12 protein-coding genes are annotated in these 14,564 nt (G+C 65.2%); 3 read left to right on the top strand and 9 right to left on the bottom strand.

What is annotated here, in order from left to right:
- Positions 1-32: 32 nt before the first annotated feature.
- A complete protein-coding gene (locus tag OX958_RS13325) occupies positions 33-1,226 on the top strand; it encodes a S8 family peptidase (protein ID WP_270137635.1) in 1,194 nt (397 codons plus the stop codon).
- Between the two features lie 56 nt (positions 1,227-1,282).
- Here the strand turns inward: OX958_RS13325 and OX958_RS13320 are convergent, their stop codons facing one another.
- Together OX958_RS13320 and macS are read right to left on the bottom strand one after the other, a co-directional pair.
- The gene (locus OX958_RS13320) at positions 1,283-1,921 is read right to left on the bottom strand and encodes a response regulator (RefSeq protein ID WP_270137634.1); all 639 of its coding nucleotides are present in this window, start codon (positions 1,919-1,921) and stop codon (positions 1,283-1,285) included.
- The gene (gene macS, locus OX958_RS13315; RefSeq protein ID WP_270137633.1) at positions 1,918-3,072 is read right to left on the bottom strand and encodes a MacS family sensor histidine kinase; all 1,155 of its coding nucleotides are present in this window, start codon (positions 3,070-3,072) and stop codon (positions 1,918-1,920) included. Before macS ends, OX958_RS13320 begins: the two co-directional genes overlap by 4 nt.
- 238 nt (positions 3,073-3,310) lie before the next feature.
- Between macS and OX958_RS13310 the strand changes: the two genes are divergently transcribed.
- Entirely contained in the window at positions 3,311-5,695 is a 2,385-nt protein-coding gene (locus OX958_RS13310; RefSeq protein WP_270137632.1) for an immune inhibitor A domain-containing protein, read from the top strand.
- A gap of 117 nt (positions 5,696-5,812) precedes the next feature.
- Here the strand turns inward: OX958_RS13310 and hflX are convergent, their stop codons facing one another.
- Positions 5,813-7,312: a GTPase HflX gene (gene hflX, locus OX958_RS13305; RefSeq protein WP_270137631.1), complete on the bottom strand. Its 1,500-nt coding sequence runs from the start codon at positions 7,310-7,312 to the stop codon at positions 5,813-5,815.
- 82 nt (positions 7,313-7,394) lie between these two features.
- Positions 7,395-8,243: a diaminopimelate epimerase gene (gene dapF / locus OX958_RS13300; protein WP_442913269.1), complete on the bottom strand. Its 849-nt coding sequence runs from the start codon at positions 8,241-8,243 to the stop codon at positions 7,395-7,397.
- Positions 8,244-8,265: 22 nt separating this feature from the next.
- Between dapF and OX958_RS13295 the strand changes: the two genes are divergently transcribed.
- Positions 8,266-8,634 (top strand): hypothetical protein, encoded by a 369-nt coding sequence (locus tag OX958_RS13295; RefSeq protein ID WP_270137630.1) that lies wholly within the window; start codon positions 8,266-8,268, stop codon positions 8,632-8,634.
- Positions 8,635-9,647: 1,013 nt separating this feature from the next.
- On the opposite strand, the gene OX958_RS13290 is transcribed toward OX958_RS13295, so the two are convergent.
- From OX958_RS13290 to OX958_RS13270, 5 genes are all read right to left on the bottom strand, one after another.
- Positions 9,648-10,100, bottom strand: a complete 453-nt coding sequence (locus OX958_RS13290) for a hypothetical protein (protein WP_270137629.1) — start codon at positions 10,098-10,100, stop codon at positions 9,648-9,650.
- Positions 10,101-10,611: 511 nt separating this feature from the next.
- Positions 10,612-10,854 (bottom strand): hypothetical protein, encoded by a 243-nt coding sequence (locus OX958_RS13285; protein ID WP_270137628.1) that lies wholly within the window; start codon positions 10,852-10,854, stop codon positions 10,612-10,614.
- The gene (locus tag OX958_RS13280; RefSeq protein ID WP_270137627.1) at positions 10,851-11,174 is read right to left on the bottom strand and encodes a hypothetical protein; all 324 of its coding nucleotides are present in this window, start codon (positions 11,172-11,174) and stop codon (positions 10,851-10,853) included. Before OX958_RS13280 ends, OX958_RS13285 begins: the two co-directional genes overlap by 4 nt.
- Positions 11,171-13,456, bottom strand: a complete 2,286-nt coding sequence (locus OX958_RS13275) for an RHS repeat-associated core domain-containing protein (protein ID WP_270137626.1) — start codon at positions 13,454-13,456, stop codon at positions 11,171-11,173. Before OX958_RS13275 ends, OX958_RS13280 begins: the two co-directional genes overlap by 4 nt.
- Positions 13,457-13,909: 453 nt before the next feature.
- Positions 13,910-14,545 (bottom strand): hypothetical protein, encoded by a 636-nt coding sequence (locus OX958_RS13270; protein WP_270137625.1) that lies wholly within the window; start codon positions 14,543-14,545, stop codon positions 13,910-13,912.
- Positions 14,546-14,564: the final 19 nt, after the last annotated feature.

Raw genomic sequence — 14,564 nt, 5'->3', positions numbered from 1 at the left:
CCCGGTGGGTGATAGTTCCTTGAGGAGGAACCGTGCGTCGAAGCATCCGCCTGACCCTGGCCGCCGCCATCGTGCCAGCGATCGCCTTGACTACCGCTCTGAGCACCGCCAGCGCCGCTCCCGCTCCGGACCCCGGCGACCGGATCATCCTGGTCCAGCCGGCGGCTGCCGAGCCCGGCGCGACAGCGATCAAGGACACCTACATCGTCGAGCTGAAGAAGGGCAGCCAGCTCGGCAAGCTGAAGAGGTCGCTCGGGGTCACCCCGCAGCGTGAGTTCAGCACCGCCGTGACCGGCTTCAGCGCCAAGCTCACCGCCGCCCAGCTCGCCACCCTGCAGAAGAGCCCGGACGTGGTGGCCATCTCGCAGGACGTGCTGTACCAGGCGCTCGACGCCACCCAGACGAACCCGCCGTCGTGGGGCATCGACCGGATCGACCAGCGCAACCTGCCGCTGTCGAAGTCCTTCACCTACACCCGTACCGGCACCGGGGTGCACGCCTACATCATCGATTCCGGCGTCGACCCGACCCACCCGAACTTCGGCGGCCGGGCCAGCTTCGACTTCAACGGCATCGACGCCAACAACACCGACTGCAACGGCCACGGCACCCACGTCGCCGGCACCATCGGCTCCACCTCGTACGGCGTGGCCAAGAACGTCCGGCTGCACGGGGTGAAGTGGCTCAACTGCAGCGGCGGCGGAACCGCCTCGTCGGCCATCGCGGCCGTCGACTGGGTCACCCGGAACGCGGTGAAGCCCGCGGTCGCGAACGCGTCGTGGAACTTCAGCCCGAACACCACGCTGGAGAACTCGCTGCGCGCGATGATCAACTCCGGCGTCTTCCTGGCCGCCTCCGCGGGCAACACCGGCGCCAACTCGTGCGACCGGCTGCCGCGGCGGATCTCCACCGCGCTGGTGGTGGCTGCGAGCACCAGCACCGACGCGCGGGCGTCGTACTCGAGCACGGGAGCCTGTGTCGACGTGTACGCACCGGGTTCGGCGATCGTGTCCACCCTGCCGGGCGGCAGCAGCGGCTCGAACAACGGCACCTCGATGGCCACCCCGCACGTGGCCGGCGTAGCCGCGCTCTACCTGCAGACCAGCCCGTCGGCCACTCCGGCCACGGTCAAGTCCTACATCGAGAACGCCGCGACCCCGAACAAGGTCTCCGGCGGCGGCACTGGCGGCACGGTGAACCGCCTGCTGTTCAGCAACGGCCTCTAGTCCGCACCTGAGTACGCCGTACCGGCTCCGCCCCAGCCGGTACGGCGTACGCGTGGTTAGTGCTCGCCTTCGTCGATGCCGTGCTCTATCGCGTAGCGGACGAGCTCGGCCCGGTTGTGGAGCTGCAGCTTCCGCAGTGTGTTCTGTACGTGGTTCTCGACGGTCCGATGCGACAGCACCAGCCTCGTGGCGATCTGCCGGGCAGTCAGCCCGCGTGCCACCAGGCGTAGTACTTCAGTCTCTCGCTCAGTCAGCTGCGGCACCTCTGGCCCGGCACCGAGCCGCCTGTACTCCCCCAGCAGCAAGCCGGCGAGTCCGGCACTGAAGACGGCGTCGCCCTCGGCGGTACGCCGTACCGCGTCGTCGAACTCCTCCAGCGACGCCGACTTCACCAGATAGCCCGAGGCACCGTTCTTCACAGCAGCCAGTACGTCGGCCTGCTCGGCGCTGGCCGACAGCACCAGCACCCGAGTGTCCGGCAGCGCTGCGGTGATCTCCCTGGTCGCGTCGACGCCGGAACCCTCGCCGAGCTGGAGGTCCATCACCACCACGTCCGGCCGGGTCGCCAGGGCGATCCTGATCGCGCCGCCCACGTCGGAGGCGGTCGCGCAGACGTCGTACCCGCGACTGCCGAGATCCCGCGCGACGCCTTCGCGCCACATCGGGTGGTCGTCGACGATCATCACCCGCGTCATCCCGTTCCCACCTTCATCTCCCACTCGGTGCCTTCGCCCGGGGCGGTCCGCACTGTCACACTGCCGCCCAGATCGGTGATCCGGCCGCGGATCGACTGGCTGACGCCGAGGTGGCCGTCGGACCGCTCCCCGGCCAGCCGGTCCACCGTCGTCCCGACCCCATCGTCGCGGATCGACAGCAACACCTCGGTACCGAGGTCCTCGACCACCACCCACGCCTGAGCGTCCGGACCGGCGTGCTTGCCGACGTTGCTCAACGCCTCTTTGATGACCGCCACCAGTTCGGTCGCCTTCTCCGTAGGCAACAACACCTGGTCCGCCGGTACGACGACGTCCACGCGAGTGGTTGCCAGCGGCAGGAGCAACATGCAGAGGTCGATCCGGCCGCGGTCGCCGGTGACCGGCCGGGTGGCCATCAGGGTTCGCAGGGCCACCTCCTGCTCGGCGGCCAGCGAGGCCAGCTCGACCGCCTCGCCGCCGATAGCGTTGCCACGGCGCTGCACCTGGGCGAGCACCTGGAGCACGCCGTCGTGGATGGACCGGCTGAGCCTGAGTCGCTCGGCGGTCGCGCTCTCGGCGGCGATGGCGGCGCGCAGTCTCGAGGTCGCCTTGCGCATCGTGCTGGCGGCGTACCCGACGACCAGGCCGGCGACGAGCAGCAACTGGACGTTGCTCAGGATCTTGGCCGCGTTGTCGACGCCGCGCAGCGACAGCAGAGCGAGGCTGATCGTCGCCGCACCGAGCAGACCACCGTCACGGCCACGAGAGATCGCCAGTGCCAGCACCGGTCCGGCGGCCCAGACCGACGTCAGCACGGACGCACCGGCGCGGATGTCGAGCAGCGGCTGAGCCAGGAGCGTGAGGAACATACAACCCACAGTGACGATCAGATCGGCAAAAGCCAGTCGCGTATTGCGACGGCCCCAATGCCTGCTGTAACCGATCGACGCGACAATGGTCCAAAGTCCCATCACGGCCAGCTGAATGACCGCGCCGGACGGCCGGTGAATACCGTCCCAACGGGTCCAGACACCGAAACAGGCGAATATCCAGGTGATCACCCGGAAGACCACCAGCGCGCGCCACAGCGGCAGCATCAGGTCCACCGCGTCGCCACGGGAGCGGCCGGCGTCGGCGCGCGAGGCTTCCATGGCGGACAGTGTGCCAATTCGGCCGGTCGCGACCCTGCGTGGCCCTACTCCAGTGGAGCGAGTGGTCTTACCTATTGCGTACACGCATGATTCCCCGCTGTTGCACGGAAATTTTTCCGGAACCACTTCAGCAATGCCGCATTTCCCCGTACTGTCGCGCAGAAGTACCACGCTCGGGGGAGCCATGAACACGTTGCGTCACCAAGCGCGACGTGCTTTTCAGTACAGGGAGGGAATCGTGCGCAAAGTATCTGCCGGGCTGTTCAGCCTGGCTCTGGCGACGACGTTCGGCTTGAGCATGGCCTCAGCCGGTAACGCCGCTCAGCCCCAGGCCGCCGGTGGGGCACCGGCCGCCAGTGAGCCCGCATCGACGTCGGACGAGCTGCCCAACCCGCTCGAGGAGAAGCGCCGTGACCTGCGCGAGCAGGCGCTGACGAAGGTCCTCAACGGCACGGCCAAGGCGGAGAAGCGCGGCGCCAGCACGGTGGTGAAGCTCGGCACCAAGACCAAGACCGCCGGCTTCGCGAAGGGCCAGAAGAGCGCCGCCGGCAAGAAGGTCAAGGTCGACGAGTACGTCGAGCTGAGCCGCGAGAAGACCGACAAGATCTTCGTCGTCCTCGCCGAGTTCGGCAACGAGCGGCACCCGAGCTTCCCCGACGAGGACATCAACGCGACCATCCCCGGTCCGACCACCTACGAGGGACCGCTGCACAACGCGATCCCCGAGCCGGACCGCTCGGTGGACAACTCCACCGTCTGGCAGGCCGACTACAACCGCCAGCACTTCCAGGACATGTACTTCGGTAGCGGCAACTCCGTGAAGAAGTACTACGAGAAGCAGTCCTCGGGCCGGTACAGCGTCGACGGTCTGGTCACCGACTGGGTCAAGGTCAAGTACAACGAGGCCCGGTACGGCCGGTCCAACGGCAAGCCGTGTGCGGGCAACGTCTGCAACAACACCTGGAACCTGGTCGCGGACTCGGTCAACCAGTGGGTCACGGACCAGAAGGCCGCCGGCCGCACCACCGCGCAGATCAAGGCCGACCTGGCGTCGTTCGACGTCTGGGACCGCTACGACTTCGACGGTGACGGCAACTTCAACGAGCCCGACGGCTTCATCGACCACTTCCAGATCGTCCACTCCGGTGGCGACCAGGCCGATGGTGACCCGATCCAGGGTGAGGACGCCATCTGGTCGCACCGCTGGTACGCCGGATTCCCGGGCGGCCCGGCCAACAACCCGATCGGTGGCGCGCAGATCGGCGACACCGGCCTGTGGGTCGGCGACTACACGATCCAGCCGGAGAACGGCGGCATCAGCGTCTTCGCCCACGAGTTCGGCCACGACCTCGGTCTGCCGGACCACTACGACACCTCCGGTCCCGCCATCGAGAACGGCGTGAACTGGTGGACGATCATGGCCCAGAGCCGGGTCGGCAAGCCCTCTGACGGCGGGATCGGCGAGCAGGCTGCCGACCTCGGCGCGTGGGACAAGCTGCAGCTCGGCTGGCTGGACTACGAGATCGTCGCTGCCGGTCAGGAGCGCAAGCTCGAGCTCGGCCCGCACGAGTACAACACCAAGCAGCCGCAGGCCGTCGTCGTGACGCTGCCGAAGAAGAACGTCACCTCGCCGCTCGAGCCGCCGGCAGTCGGCGCGAAGAGCTGGTGGAGCGGCCGGGGCGACAACTTCACCCGGACGATGAACCGCCAGGTCGCTGTTCCGGCCGGCACCACCTCCCTGACCTTCCAGGCGAACTGGCAGATCGAGGACTGTGACACCACCGCCTGCGACTACGCCTACGTCGAGGTGAACGACGGCACCGGCTTCAAGCCGATCGCCGGCAACATCACCAACCCGGCCGAGGGCAACGGCATCGACGGCAACTCCAACGGCTGGAAGCCGGCCACCTTCGACCTGTCGGCCTACGCCGGCAAGACGATCGGCCTGCAGTTCCGCTACACCACCGACGCGAACACGGGTGGCTTCGGCTTCTACGCCGACGACATCTTGGTGACCAACGGCGCCACCACGGTGCTGGCTTCGGGTGCGGAGGCAACGCCGGAGGGCTGGACGCTGAACGGCTTCAGCTCGGTCGGGTCGACGCTGACCACGGCGTACGACAACTACTACATCGCCTCGCACATCAACTACGTCTCCTACGACGAGCACCTGAAGACCGGGCCGTACAACTTCGGCTGGGCCAGCACGGCGCCCGACAAGGTGGAGCACTTCCCGTACCAGGACGGCCTGCTGATCTGGTACTGGGACACCTCGCAGAACAACAACAACACCAACCAGCACCCCGGTGAGGGCCTCATCCTGCCGATCGACTCGCACCCGACCCCGATCAACCGTCTCGACGGTGGCATCTGGCGTCCGCGGGTCGGCGGATACGACGCACCCTTCGGGCTCGAGAAGGCCGACTCGTTCACTCTGCACCTGAACGGTCAGCCCAGCTACATCCGCGGTCAGGACGGTCAGCCGCTGTTCAACGACGGACTGACCTACTGGTACGCGCAGCAGCCGCAGGCCGGTGTGAAGGTGCCGAACAACGGCGTCAACATCCGGGTCACCTCGCGGGACAAGAACACGGTCAAGGTGCGGATCTCCACCCGCAAGTGATCACCGCACGGCAAACCAGCGGCCCCCGGGAGGTTTCCCGGGGGCCGCTGGTCCGTTCTGTACCGCGTGCTTGGTGCTCTACCGCGTTGCTCGGTGCTGTACTGCGAGCTTCGCGGGTCAGGCGATGACGGCGTACTGCGTCAGGTCGCCGGCCAGGTCGGCGTGCACCCGGGCGGTCAGCCTGGTGCCGTCGGCCGTGTGCTCGAGCTGGTCGACCGCGCCCTCGGAGTGGATCCGGGAGACCAGGTCGCCGCGGTCGTAGGGCAGCAGCAGCTCCACCGCGACGTCCGGGCTCGGCAGCGAAGCCTCGACCAGGGCGCGCAGCTTGTCGATCCCGTCGCCGGTGTGCGCGGAGACCACGATCGCGCCGGTCTCCCGGTGCAGGATCGGAGCCAGCGCCAGCGGATCGGCCAGGTCGCTCTTGTTGATCACGATGATCTCCGGGACGTCGGAGGCACCGATCTCGCTGAGCACCTCGCGGACCGCGTTGATCTGGGAGACCGGGTCCGGGTGCGAACCGTCCACCACGTGCAGCAGCAGGTCCGCGTCGGCCACCTCCTCCAGCGTCGAGCGGAACGCCTCGACGATGTCGTGCGGCAGGTGCCGGACGAACCCGACGGTGTCGGTGAAGGTGTAGACCCGGCCGTCGGACGTGGTCGTCCGCCGGGTGGTCGGGTCCAGGGTCGCGAACAGCGCGTTCTCGACCAGGACGCCGGCGTTCGTCATGTTGTTGAGCAGGGAGGACTTGCCCGCGTTGGTGTAGCCCGCGATCGCGACCGACGGGATCGAGTGCCGGCGACGCTCCTGGCGCATCGTCGAGCGGGTGCCCTTCAGGTCCTTCAGCTCACGCCGCAGCTTGGCGATCTTGGTGTTGATCCGGCGCCGGTCGGTCTCGATCTTGGTCTCACCAGGACCACGGCCACCGATACCGCCACCGGCCGCACCGACCCGGCCACCGGCCTGGCGGGACAGGTTTCCACCCCAGCCACGCAGGCGCTGCTTCATGTACTGCAGCTGGGCCAGCTCGACCTGGGCCTTGCCTTCCTTGCTCTTCGCGTGCTGGGCGAAGATGTCGAGGATCAGCGCGGTCCGGTCGACCACCTTGACCTTCAGCTTGTCTTCCAGGTTCCTCAGCTGGGCCGGCGCGAGCTCACCGTCGGCGATCACCGTGTCGGCGCCCAGAGCGGCGACCAGGTTGCGCAGATCGGACACCTTGCCGCTACCGATGTAGGTGGCCGGGTCGGGCTTCTTGCGCCGCTGGATCACGCCGTCGAGCACCTCCGACCCCGCGGTCTCGGCGAGCAGCTTCAGCTCGGCCAGCGAGTTCTCGGCGTCCTCGGCACTGCCGTCGGTCCACACACCGACCAGCAGCACGCGCTCCAGCAGCAGCTTGCGGTACTCGACCTCGCTGATGTCGGTCAGCTCGGTGGACATCCCGACCACGCGCCGCAGCGCCTGGCGTTCCTCCAGCTCGAGGCCTTCGGTGCTCTCCTCGGCGGAATAGTCGCGTCCGTAACCCGACGACGAGTCAGTCTCCTCGTCGTCGAGCACGTCGTCCTGGGTCAGGTCGAGGTCGACGTCGGCGGGCTCGTCGTATGCGTTCGAATGGGTCGTCATATACCTTCCATCGTGGCACGGCTCACCCGGACAGGCGACCCGATTACTGTTCCAACGACCCCGCGGCGTACCGAATTCCCGTTCAGGCGGGCAACCAGGAGCGATCGAACTCCCCGCGAGCGTGGATCACGGCCGGCCCGGTGAGCTCCAGATGGTTGTCCTCGCGCCACGTGACCGTCACCGCCCCACCCGGTACGCCGACGCGATACGTGACCGGCAGACTCTGGCGAGCGGCCCGGGCCGCTGCCACCGCGACGGCACAGGTGCCGGTCCCACAGGAGCGGGTCTCCCCCGCGCCGCGCTCGTGCACCCGCATGGCGACCTCGTTCGGGCCCTTGCGGACCACGAACTCGATGTTCACGCCGCGCGGGAAGGCGTCGGCGGGTGACCAGCCGGGCTGGTCGCACAGGTTGCCCGGCTCGGCGAGCGAATCCACGAAGGCCACCGCGTGCGGGTTGCCCATGTCGACGTGCAGGGCCGGCCACTGGTGCCCGTTCGCGTCCACGACGATGCCGGCCGGTCCGGGAAGCACCGGCTCGCCCATGTCGACGGTGATGGTCCCGTCGTCGTTGACCACGACTTCCTTGACGCCGGCCCGAGTCCCGACCCGCACCGGCTTGCCGCCGGCCAGACCGGCCTCCACGAGGTACCGGACGAACACCCGGACGCCGTTGCCGCACATCTCGGCGATCGAGCCATCGGCGTTGCGGTAGTCCATGAACCAGTCGCCACCGTCCTCGACGTACGACTGCTTCGACCCCTCGATCACCCGCAGCACACCGTCCGCGCCCAGCCCGGCATGGCGGTCGCACAGGAAGCGGACCAACTCTTCGTCGAGTTCCTCGTGCACGCTCCCGTCGGGGTCGGGCAGCAGCACGAAATCGTTCTCCGTGCCATGCCCCTTCAACCAGGGGAAGGTGCCGATGCTCATGGAGGAATCGTACGGTTCGGGTATGAGCGAGGAACTGGTGGCGTACTTCTTCGAGCGCGAGGACGCCGACACGGTGGCCGAGCTACTGCACGGCGAGGTGCGGCGAGACCGGTTCCAGGGCGAAGACGACGATGAGGACCACCCGTGGGTGGTCCTCATCCCGGCTGACGCCGACGCCGCCGTGGTGGAGCCGCTGGTCGCGGAGCATGACGGCTGGCTCGATGCCGCTATGGGTGGTTCGCAGCCGTCGGCGGAGCCTGAACCACTTCCGACGGCTCCTAGGCGGCTAAAAAGAGCTAGGCAACTGTCTTACCCGGCTACGACCACCGAGCTTGCCGAAGAGACTCCAGTCCGCCACCTCAGCGAAGACGGCTCAATTCAGATCGACTGATCTTACTGAACAAAGGCTTTTGATGCAGTGCCCCTCAGCGACTACCAATGACCGCCGCAGCCCTATTCACTCTGCTCCGACGTATTGGTCCACCGCGATGCTGGCCTCAGCCTCAGCCTCAGCCCGAGCCAGCGAGACGGTCGCCGAACTCATCCCCCAGCGCAGTGACTGCGCCGGAGATTCCCTCAGCTCCCCGTGCACGAGCTCGTCCCACGTGAGGTTCAGCACCCAGAAAGACGACCTGTGGGTTCGGGCGGGTTGAATCTGACTCGGCTACCGACTGTGCGCCCGGAGTCTGGCGCACGCCCGATGGCGGCGGTCAACTGACTCGATGAGAGCGCCGTGCTTTCCACCGCTAACTCAGCGCGAATCATCACAACTCATCCGGGAAGACTCCAGTCGGCACCACAATTTTCCCATTCTTGTTGACGAGGAAGAACTCGCGCCCTGCGCCGACCTTGATGTCGAAACGAGCTATCACTGTCTTGTCCACGTGCTCCATCTTGAACACGTGGGGCTCGGTGCCGATTTTCTTCAGAACCTTCTTGATATAGGCGTTGCTGAGGCCGGGTGTTCTACACCAGCGATGAGAGCACTAAGGTCGATTGGATCCACCGGTCGGACTTGGCAGACCTCAAAGCGGTCACTTTGTGACTCCTCAGCAGGTGAGACTGACGACCGAGCCCGCGCCACTCACCGAACTCCTCCGACATCCCCCGTCAGATGATGGAGAACGGCGGTGATCGCATCCTTCAAACAACAACTCTCCATACTGGCGACAACCTTGTACTCATCGGGGAGGTGATCTGCCAGTTCTAACTCTATGTAGTAGCACTCGGAAGGCTGCGCCCACGTGCTGACGTACGCGAGGCGTCGAGGAGCCAAGGGGCTCACTATTCCGATAGCGCACCGATCACCTACCCAATGGTCCTTTACCTCCCAGTCTTGGAACTTTACTTCCAGCGCACGGAGAAATATTTTGACCGATTCATCTTTGCCGTCGACATCGTATTTCACTTTCGCGCGAACCGCCCATCTACCAGCAGCTTTCGCGCCATTTTGGAAGACGTGATCGCTTCTTCCACAGTCATACCCCTGACCTCGCTTCCCAATCGTCCCCAGATCGACGCCAGGCGATACTTGGAGATGAATTCCTCGACCGGCATGTCGAGGCTGTTCAGCACCTGGCGCGTCGTGGGGCTGGAGGCATTCATCTTAAGCTTTCGAGCGATCTGCTCAGCTCGCGAAGCGGCTCCAAGGCTCTTGCCGATCGGATGAGATTTCGGGAGTACGCGGTTCGTCGTGCCCTGGACTGTGGCGACCTGGCCCGTCGGCTTTTCGGTCGGTGGGCATTTGTACTGGCCGCGGAGCTTCGCGGGAAGGTGCGGCACGATGTTCTTGTCGAGCCATTGGACGACCTTCGTCTTCTCGAAGATCGTGCCGCCGGCCTTGCCGAGCCCGCCCATGGTGAGGGTGGTGCCGAAGCCCCAGGCGAAGTCTTTGCCTGTGTCGCCCAGGAGTCTTCCTCATCCCAGATGAGGGAGTTGAGGTAGCCGCCGGCGGCGTTGCCGCCGCCTGCGCAGGCGGCCATTGCCCAGATGCCGCCCCCGGCGCAGAGCCCGGCCGGCCCCTCCCGAAAGACCGCCCTGAATCGCGCCCTTTCCGACGCCTTCTCAGGTCTCACTCCAGTCGCCGCCTTGCTGCATGGCGAGGTGCGCCGAGACCGCTTTCAAGGGGAAGACGACGATGAGGACCACCTGTGGGTGGTCCTCATCCCGGCTGACGCCGATGTCGCTGTGGTGGAGCCGCTGGTCACGCGGTACGACGGCTGGCTCCCCGGCGTACAGGGTAATTCCCAGCCGCCCGCCGAGCCTCAGCCACTTCGACGGCTCCGAAGCGGCTGAAAGGGACGAGTGATGTTGGGTAGCAGGCCTGGCCGGCTACCACCGACCAAGTTTGCGATGCGCTGCCCTCAGATTATTCGGAGGAGTGGTCGATTATGGATGGCAGACGCGAAAAGATTTTCTTGATCGCCGCTGACATTTTGCCTTCGAGTTCCGTGAATCGAAGAATTTCCATCTCATTAACCAAACCACCGAGCAGTCGCTCCTGCTCGGAGGCCAACTTCTGCAGCCACCCAAGCAGCAGATAGCTCGGAGTAGTTGAGGGGTCGTCTTGGTCGTAGAGACGTGCGCCTGCGCCAGTTTTTTTGACGATCACACACGCGAGAAAAAGATCCAACAAATTCCATCGTCAGGCGAGGTCGAGCGCTGATCAAGAACCTCCTTGATATCCGCAATCTCAACCTCATCCCCGACAAGCGCGGACATTTCACTGACGATTTCACTAATATCCAGCAAATCACTCTCATCGAGCTCGCTCAACTGAAAGCGCAGTACGATTCGCCTGCCGTCGACCTCCACGCCCATGGCCAGCGCATGCAGCGGAATCTGCCCGCGCGAGGACTCGACAGTTTGCGCTATAATATAATTCTCCCAAACCGGGGATTCCGCCGGATCATCCGGAGTTGGTAGCCTCATGGCTTCCAACTCGGGTCGTGCGGAACGACACTCGGAGACTTAATACCTTTGATGAAAAATACGTGAGTCGCCTGCTTGGGGAAGCCAGCCCGTCGATTCACATTGAAACCGGTGACACTGTTCACGCGCACAACTATATCAGCACCCTTCACCCCGAGAACCTCGGCAGATCCATCGTGGAAAGCATCAATGACTCGCTGGGCGTCATCGGCGGAGTTGAAGTAGCTGCCGTTCTTGTATTCCTTCGCGCCGAGAACATGGCGCCCCTGCCGCTGCACACTGATTCTCTTGCCCACCGACGAGCGGTCGATAGTGACGCCCTTCCCAGTCGTGATGAACCGGGCAGGCCCTGCTGACGGCGTTTCAGCCGGCGGACACTGGTATTGTCCGCGGAGGTGGGCAGGCAGGTGTGGCCTGATGTTCTTTTTGACCCAATTCGCGCTCGCTTGGGCCGCTCGCGTGTTCTTGAATAAATTCTTGCCCGCCTTGCCGAGCCCTCCGAGGGTGAGGGTGGCACCGAAGCCCCAGGCGAAGTCTTCGCCTGCGTCGCCCCAGGAGTAGTCGTCGCCCCAGATAAGGGAGTTCAAGTAGCCGCCAGCAGCGTTGCCCGCGCCTGCGCAGACAGCCATTGCTGCTAGCCCGCCGCCAGCGCAGAGGCCGGCGGCCCCTCCCGACAGAGCACCCTGGATTGCGCCCTTGCCTGCGCCTTCCCACGTTGCGCCCCAGTCGCCGCCGCTCTCCTTGTAGGCGCTGACGCCGCCGGAGATTCCACCGACTACGCCGCCGACTACTGCACCGACCGCGCCACAGATCCAGCAGGCTCCGGAGGGGTCTGTGAAGTTCAGGGGGTTGTTGTAGCCGTACGAGTAGTTCTGGATGAAGCCGTCGCGTGGCGAGGCTGAGACGGGGTCAGGGCCGGTGAAGCGGCCTTGGGTTGCGTCGTAGTCGCGGAGGCGTACGTCGTACAGGTTGGTTTTGGTGTCCTGGTACTGGCTGTGGAAGCGCAGGGGGTTGGTGGACATGGCGCCGGTGGGCGCCGCAATCGGGGTGCCGATGGGGTCCCAGGTTGCAGTGCCGGTCAGGGCTGTGCCGGTGCTGGTGGTGTCGGTGATCGAGCCTTGGTAGTCGCCGAGGAGCCAGGTCGGGGTGGTGCCGACGGTGTCGATGAAGGCGCCGCCCAGGCCACTGACAGGGTCGTTGGCCCATCGGTGCGTGGTCGTCCCGGCGCTGTTGGCTTCGGTGATGCGGATCGGGAGGGAACCGACGGTGTCCCACGTCCACTTGGACTGCAGTGCGCCGTCGGCGCTGGAGGTGAGGCGGTTGCCGGCTTCGTCGTAGGTGTAGTCGATGACGGTGCCGGCGGTGGTGGTCGTCTGGGCGAGGTTGCCGTCGAGACGGTAGGTGAATGCCTCTGTGCCGGCCGGCGAGCCACGGTTCTTCAGGTAGCCGTTGCCGTCGTAGGTACTGGTGGTGACGCTGGTTCCGGTGGTCTCGGTCTGGACCCTGTCGTCGGCGTCTACGACTGTCGTGGTGACTACGTCGGCCTGACCCGGAGTGGCCTCGGTGGTTGTCTTGCGGTTGCCGCTGGCGTCGTAGGTGTACTGCGTACTAGGTGCACCATCACAGGTGACGGTGACCGACGACGGCGTACAGAAGCTCGTGAGTTGTCCGGCAGCGTCGTAGCCGTAGAGGCTGCGTTTGACTGTGCTCCCGCGGGTCGTGTCGGTCTTGGTGGGTCTGCCCGCGTTGTCGTAGGCAACCGTTTGGGACATGAGCGCGGTGCCGGAGCGGCCATGCTCGATCTTGGTGAGTTGGCCGGCGTCGTCGTAGGTGCGATCGGTGACCAGCCCACCCGCGTCGGTCTTCTTCAGGTGACCGGCCGCGTCGTAGGTGTAGGCCGTCGCGATCGGTGTGGCGATCGAACCGCCGCTGAGGGTCGAACCTGCGACGAGCCCGTCGGCGTCGTAGGTGAACGCCTGGGACCGGCCGTCCGGGTAGGTTCGCTTGGCGAGCCGTCCTTGGGGGTCGTGAGCGTAGGTGAAGGCCGCGGAGCCGCGGGTGAGGTCGGTGACTCGGCCGGCCTTGTCGTAGTTGTACGCGGTCGAAGCGGCTCCCGCGGTGACTGTCTTCGGACGGCCGGCTACGTCGTAGGTCGAGGTGACGTCCGGGGTGCTGTCGGAGTAGTCGACCTTGGTGGTGCGGCCGAGGTTGTCGTAGGTGTAGGACACCGATCCGGCAGGCAGCGTCGTCGAGGCGACTGCGCCGGATGGTGTGTAGGCCATGCGGGTCTCGCGACCGGTCGGAGTCACGTTGGGCGAGTCGGCCGGCCGCGTCGTAACTGCTGCACGGCGAGGTGCGGCGAGACCGATTCCAAGGCGAAGACGACGATGAGGACCACCCGTGGGTGGTCATCATCCCGTCTGACGCCGATCCAGCTCAGGTAGCCAAGTTGGTGATGAAGTACGCCGGTTGGCTCGATGGTGGCGACACCGGAGCGCCCTCGCCCGTTGAGCCGCCGCCCCTTCCCACTGCTCCAAAAACGGTGAAAAGAGGCCAATTCTCGCGTTGGTGGCCGACCACAACTCAACTTCAGTCGCTATCCACCCGCTTGCACCGGATTCGGAACATGCGGACCAACGCTCCGGCCCGTCATGCTCAACCCACCTGCTGGAATCCCGCGCCACCATCCACTGGCGGCCGGTAATGCTTCCCCGAAGTGGCATCGCGAGCCTTGTTCATCGTCCTCTGAGGCCAATTTTTGCTTGGATGATATAAAAATCTCGCTGACTAGCAGCCACCAGCATGTCCGCCAAAGTTCGGCTTACCAAGAATTCATGGTAACTGTTGAGCCCGTCACCGAACCATTCTGGCGATGCACTGATATCCACATCAAGGCCATCCGAAATAGTTGCCTGCGGGAGTTCTTCGCGATCCAGTGGATACCAGCGAAAGATTCCGCAGTCATCACAAGATTGCCCGGCTGAACCATGTTTGGCGACCGTTCGAGTTGTGAGCTCGGCAGGAGAAAACCAAACTCCTTGAGCAACCGGCATCTTGATCTGGAAGGCTAGCGATCCACCAGGGCCCCGCCACTCGATGGGCACAAGTTCGACATTGAGCCCAGCCTCAGCGATACTGCGCGCCAGTTGCTCGTCTACGCAAAGCTCGTTGTACCTCCAATAGGGCACCCAGGCGCCGTCGAACTTCGATCGAGCGGTTCGCGATAACACCAAAGACCCTTGTTGCGGCACCAGCGGAATACCACATCCGCGACACCAACCTTCGGGCCCGTACATCGGATCGAGGCCCAGTGACGCCTCAGGCCAGGGGTTTCCCCGATTCCGCTTCAGTTCCAGCCATACATATTCCACGATATCTCTCCGCATCTGT

This window comes from Kribbella sp. CA-293567, assembly GCF_027627575.1.
GTDB lineage: Bacteria > Actinomycetota > Actinomycetes > Propionibacteriales > Kribbellaceae > Kribbella.
This window is presented reverse-complemented; position numbering and strand designations above follow the sequence as displayed.

Bases quoted from the DNA above. Each gene is read 5' to 3' on its own strand.
- OX958_RS13320 (WP_270137634.1), bottom strand. From the start codon at position 1,921: ATGACGCGGGTGATGATCGTCGACGACCACCCGATGTGGCGCGAAGGC.
- macS (WP_270137633.1), bottom strand. From the start codon at position 3,072: ATGGAAGCCTCGCGCGCCGACGCCGGCCGCTCCCGTGGCGACGCGGTG.
- hflX (WP_270137631.1), bottom strand. From the start codon at position 7,312: ATGACGACCCATTCGAACGCATACGACGAGCCCGCCGACGTCGACCTC.
- dapF (WP_442913269.1), bottom strand. From the start codon at position 8,243: ATGAGCATCGGCACCTTCCCCTGGTTGAAGGGGCATGGCACGGAGAAC.
- OX958_RS13295 (WP_270137630.1), top strand. From the start codon at position 8,266: ATGAGCGAGGAACTGGTGGCGTACTTCTTCGAGCGCGAGGACGCCGAC.
- OX958_RS13290 (WP_270137629.1), bottom strand. From the start codon at position 10,100: ATGGGCGGGCTCGGCAAGGCCGGCGGCACGATCTTCGAGAAGACGAAG.
- OX958_RS13280 (WP_270137627.1), bottom strand. From the start codon at position 11,174: ATGAGGCTACCAACTCCGGATGATCCGGCGGAATCCCCGGTTTGGGAG.
- OX958_RS13275 (WP_270137626.1), bottom strand. From the start codon at position 13,456: ATGGCCTACACACCATCCGGCGCAGTCGCCTCGACGACGCTGCCTGCC.